Source organism: Oscillochloris sp. ZM17-4 (assembly GCF_019599295.1).
In the GTDB taxonomy this organism is placed as follows: domain Bacteria; phylum Chloroflexota; class Chloroflexia; order Chloroflexales; family Chloroflexaceae; genus Oscillochloris.
In genome coordinates, this window is sequence record NZ_JAIEWN010000005.1 from 170,715 (window position 1) to 175,922 (window position 5,208).

General features: G+C 62.6%; 3 protein-coding genes. 1 reads left to right on the forward strand and 2 read right to left on the reverse strand.

Features of this window, described 5'->3' with window-relative positions; genetic code table 11:
• A partial coding sequence (locus K2Z83_RS06675) for a TAT-variant-translocated molybdopterin oxidoreductase (RefSeq protein ID WP_220594387.1) occupies positions 1–3,055 on the reverse strand: 3,055 nt, incomplete at its 3' end.
• Positions 3,056–3,130: 75 nt separating this feature from the next.
• On the reverse strand, positions 3,131–3,793 hold the full coding sequence (locus K2Z83_RS06680; protein ID WP_220594388.1) for a cytochrome c3 family protein: 663 nt from the start codon (positions 3,791–3,793) through the stop codon (positions 3,131–3,133).
• A 527-nt stretch (positions 3,794–4,320) separates the two neighbouring features.
• Between K2Z83_RS06680 and K2Z83_RS06685 the strand changes: the two genes are divergently transcribed.
• Positions 4,321–5,094: an EI24 domain-containing protein gene (locus K2Z83_RS06685; protein ID WP_370650085.1), complete on the forward strand. Its 774-nt coding sequence runs from the start codon at positions 4,321–4,323 to the stop codon at positions 5,092–5,094.
• Positions 5,095–5,208: the final 114 nt, after the last annotated feature.

Genomic DNA, 5,208 nt, shown 5'->3' on the forward strand with positions numbered 1-5,208 from the left:
TACGGGCCAGGTACGTCGTGCGGGGAACGGTATTGAGCTCTCCGAGCAGATTGTAGTTATGCGGCTCGCTCTTCCAGGATGCCACGCGGCTCGCGCTGTTGTTCTGGTCGCCGAAGACGATCGCCTCAGTCGGGCATGCCGCCTCACATGCGGTGACGATCGCCCCATCGGCGAACGTATATTTATCGCTCCCCGCTGCGACGGCCGCCTTCTTCGCCTCGATCCGCGCGCCGCTGATCCGCTGCACACAGTAGGTACACTTCTCCATGACACCACGATTACGCACCGTGACATCGGGGTTGCGGGACAGCTGAAGCGTGACCGTGTGAAGATCGGTGTACTGTAGGAAGTTGAAGCGCCGCACCTTGTAGGGGCAGTTATTGGAGCAGTACTTTGTGCCGACGCAGCGATTATACACCATATTGTTGAGACCCTCGTAGTCGTGTACGGTGGCGGCCACCGGGCAGACGAGCTCACATGGTGCCTTCTCACACTGCATACAGGCCATGGGCATGAGGTAGGTGTCCGGGTTATCCAGATCCTCGCCCGCGAAGTAGCGGTCGATCCGCAGCCACTGCATCTCGCGCCCGACTGAGACCTGCTCCTTCCCAACCACCGGGATGTTATTCTCGGCCTGGCAGGCGACCACGCAGGCGTTGCAGCCGATACAGGCGCTGAGGTTAAAGGTCATCCCCCAGGCGTTGTTATGAGTCGTGTAATCGAGGCTCGGCTGCAATGATTCGTAGTCTGGCGTGTCCCGGCCATACTCTTCCTGGTAGACTTCCTTACTGATAGACTTTGGATCGGCTTTATATTCCTCAAAGTTACCGACCCGATAGATATCGCGCCCCTCCATCGTCCAGTGATCCTGGGTGGAGACGAGCAGATAGTTGCCGCCGGTATCAGTGGCCGAGTCAAGCGTGCCAAACCAGAGCGCGTCGCTGGTGCGCACCGGGTAGACATTCACGCCCACGCCGTTGCCTACCGCGCCGGCAGCGCTCCGCCCATAGCCTAAGGCAACCGTGATCGAGTTCTCGGCGTGGCCGGGGAGCAACCAGAGCGGCATATCAATGCTGCCGCCGCGGTAGCTCAGGCGCACCACCTTGCCGTTGACCTGGCTGAGCTGCTCAAGGTAGTGCTCGCTCTCGACGGTGCCACCGACAAGCTGATCAGCGTTGAAAGGCAGGTTGAGCAGCTTGATCGCCGTGCGCGGGCTCATCAGGGCCGCGTTGTCCCAGACGAGCTTCGTCAGTGGGCGGGGCAGCTCCATCAGCCAGCCGTTATTGGCGTAGCTCCCGTCCCAGATCGACGGGTCGGGTCGGAAGACCAGCTCAAGCTCGCCGGGGACGGGGGCCGCGCCGCCGAGGCCGCCCTCACTGAGGGTGGGCGTGCGGGTGGCGGCGGCGGTGCCGGCGATCAGGCCGGTGGAGAGTGCGCCCTGCCATGCGGCGTTGAAGTCACCGCTGAGCTGCTTCTGCCAATAGCCCTGGACCAGCGTGAGCGGGTCGGCATTTGGCTGGCCGAGCAGCGCGGCGAGGATCTCGTGGCTGGTCTTCCCGCCGAAGAGCGGCTCGATCAGCGGCTGGATAATCCCGGCGGTGCCCTCATAGGCGCGGGCATCGCTCCAGCTCTCCAGGCTATGAGTGGCCGGGATATGCCAGGTGGCGAGCGCCGAGGTCTCATCGTTAAAGAGGCTCACGTGGGCGCTCAGCGGCACCTGGGCCAGCCGCTCGGCGAAGCGCAGGTCGCCGGGGGCATTGTAGGCCGGGTTGCCGCCAACGATCACCAGCAGTTCAACCTGGCCAGCGGCGATCTCATTGGTCAGGTTCGCGATCTCGGCCGTCTGGTTCGTCGGGCGAGCCTCGACCGGGTCGGTGTAGATCACTGTGGTGCCGACATTGCCCAACTCGGCGTTGATCGCGTGGGCCAGGGCGTGGACAATTGGCGGCTGCTGGTCGCCAGCAATCACCAGGGAACTACCCTTGTGCGCCTCCAGATCCTCGAAGATCGCCTCCAGGTAGCGGGTGGCCGCCTCGGCGATCGGCCCCGCGCTCACGCCGGGCACGCCGAGGCGCGCGGCGAGGGCCTGGGCGAAGCCAGCGACCTGGCCGGCCAGCATAGGGATGCGGTGGTCGGCCGTCGCACCGGTGCCCGAGGGAGTCGCCTCAAGCACATAGAGCCGGTTCATCTCGCCGCTATCCTTACGCACCCGCCGGCCATCGGCGAAGGCGCGGGCATAGGCGGCAAAGCCAGGGCCGGGGGAGAGGAAGTCGGCGTCGAGGCTAACGACAACCTGGGCCTTGCTGAAATCGTAGCGGGTGGTCACATCCTCGCCAAAGGCCAGGCGCGCGCCCTCGTAGACATTATCGCGGTTGATCGGGTCGTACTGGTACCAGCGTGCCTGCGGGTACTTCGCCAGCAGCTGGCTGATCTGGTCGGCCAGGGTCGGCGAGGTGACAGTGGTCGTGAGCAGGCGCAATCCGGCACCACCGGATGCGGCCTGGGCCTGCATCGCGCTCGCAAGCGTGCCGGTGAACGCGCCCCAGGTGCTCGGGGAGCCCGTGTTCAGCACCTGCGTCGAGCGATCCGGGTCGTACATCGTCAGGATCTCAGCCTGTACGAAGAGATCCGTGCCGCCGGCGCTGCCGGGATGGCTCGCGTTCGGCTCGATCTTAGTGGGACGGCCATCGTTTGAGCGAACCAGCACGCCAGTGGCGAAGCCGTTGAGCAGCACTGACGAGGCATAGTAGATCGGCACGCCCGGAACCCGGCCGAGGGGCTGGTGTACAAAGGGGGCGATCTTCTCGCGCGGCATGTAGGTGCAGCCACTGATGCCGGCGAGCGCCAGGGAAGCGCCCATCAGCTTTAGGAAGCTGCGGCGACTCACCGGGTCATTCAGCTCAGCGGCACCCTGTGGAAACTCGCGATCTACAAGCTCGCGGAATGCCGGCGTGTCGGCCATCTGCTCAAGCGAGCGCCAAAGCTGTGGGCCACGGGCGTTGTGCAACTTCTCGCGAACGGCGTCGAGGTCAGGGTTCAGCTTGGAGTTTGTCATATCAGTTGATGATGCCTGATGCCTGATGCCTGATGCGGCGCGGGGCGCACACATCAGGCAACACATCTCAACACATTAGCGGTGGCAGATAAAGCAGTTGGTGAGCTGATTCTTGTCGTTATTCACGCCATACTGCTTGACAAGATCAGCACCGACCTGAAGCTGATCCGCCGGATGCACGTAGTCCATGTTGTAGACCTCGTCGCGCGGCCGGATGTACTGCTCCGGGTTACGGTGGCAGTTCAGGCAGAAGCCCATGTACAGCGGTTGAGCTTGCCAAACCACAGCCATCGTATCCACCTGCCCGTGGCATTCGGAGCAGCCGATGCCTTTGTTGATGTGGATCGAGTGGTTGAAGTAGACGAAGTCGGGCACTTTGTGGACACGTATCCACTCGACTGGATCACCAGTGGCGTAGCTCTCACGCACCGGCGCGAGCTTCGGGCTGTCGGTCTTGATCTGCGAGTGGCAGGTCATGCATGTCTCTGTGGCCGGAATGTTTGCCGTCCACGACTTGTCTACAGAGACATGACAGTAGCGACAGTCGATACCAAGCACCCCGACGTGGAGCTGATGGCTGTACGGAACTGGCTGCTGCACCGCGACGTTGATCTGACGGAAGTAGTTCGACCGAAAGTAGACGCCTAGGATCAGCGTCAGTTCGACGGCAAGGAGCAGGCTTGCGAAAATGCTCAGACGAATGAGCAGATTCGCGTTTCGTGGAAAGATCTGACCCATCCTCGTGACTTTCTTATGGGTGCCTGTGCAAGGTGGAGACTGACCGCATTATAGAACTGCTTGTCTTTTGTGTCAACCGAAGGCCCATGCGATGAAAATCAAAGTCCGTCCGACCGCAATATACCGCACCCTATCCAATAGATTGACACATGGAGACCATGCGCAGATTTGCATATTATGCAAAGCTTTCGCAACAAAGCATGCGTGACTGAGCTGATCGATACTGCGCAAAAAGCAGTGCAATAGATTGGCAATCCTATGGTACCACGACTTTGTGCAAACATGAACAATAGCCCAGCACGACATCATCCGATTGTTATGCGTTATAGTCCACCTGCTGTTCCTGGTCGGCTTCCGCAACTGGGTGCGCGTGATGCTCAACTGAGCCTATAATTACTTTGCCTATGATCGCGGCGTGCGCCTGATCACTGGCCTGAAGCCGGATAATGGATGATGCATGATCGATTCCCAGGGGCGCCTGCGGGCGCACGCGGGCGGTGGGGAGATCGGAGAAGAAAGGGGGAGCGGTGAATCTGCTTGCGGGCTTGCGCTATCCTGTGCGCGCACTGGTGATGCTCCGCCGTCACCGCGAGCTCTGGGGTTTTGTGCTGATCCCGATCCTACTAAATCTGGTGGTGGGCGTGGCGCTCTACGCCGGGCTCTCCATGGTCGGGCTGCGCCAGATCGACCAGATCGGACAGGCCGGCGGGGCGCTGGCCACCACCCTGGAGTTTATCGCCAGGGTGCTCTATGTGATCGCACTGGCCATCGGGGTGGGCTGGCTGATGGTGCGCTTCGGGGTGGTGCTCGGCGCGCCCTGGTACGGCCAGCTCGCCGGGCGGCTTGAGGAGATCATCACCGGCCGGCCGATGCCGGAGACGCCGCTGACCCCCGCCAGCGTGGCCTACGATATCTCGCGGGCGCTCCTGTTTGAGCTGAAGAAGCTGCTGCTCGCCATGGCGATCGGCCTGCCTAGCCTGCTGCTGAACCTCATCCCGGCGGCGGGGACGATCCTGGCGACGGCGGTGGCCGTCGCACTCGGCGCGCTGATCGCCTGCCTGGATTTCTTCGACGCGCCCCTGGAGCGGCACCGCCTGCGCTTCCGCGCCAAGCTCGGCGTCGTGCGCCAGAACCTGCCGGCCAGCGCGAGCTTCGGCCTGCTAGCGGCATTCCTCGGCTCGATCCCCCTGCTCAACCTGCTGGCCATCCCGCTCTGCGTCACCGCCGGGACAATGCTGGTGCTTGAGGGGGCGCAGGATCCTGTAGAGACGCAGCACGCTGCGTCCCTACAGGAAACGTAGGAAGACCTGGTTGCCGAGCATGCGCCCGCGCGGGGTGAGGGCGACCCTGCCGTGGGCGCGCTCGATCATGCCCTGATCGACCAGCTCGACAATCTGCGCGCCATAGACCGCATC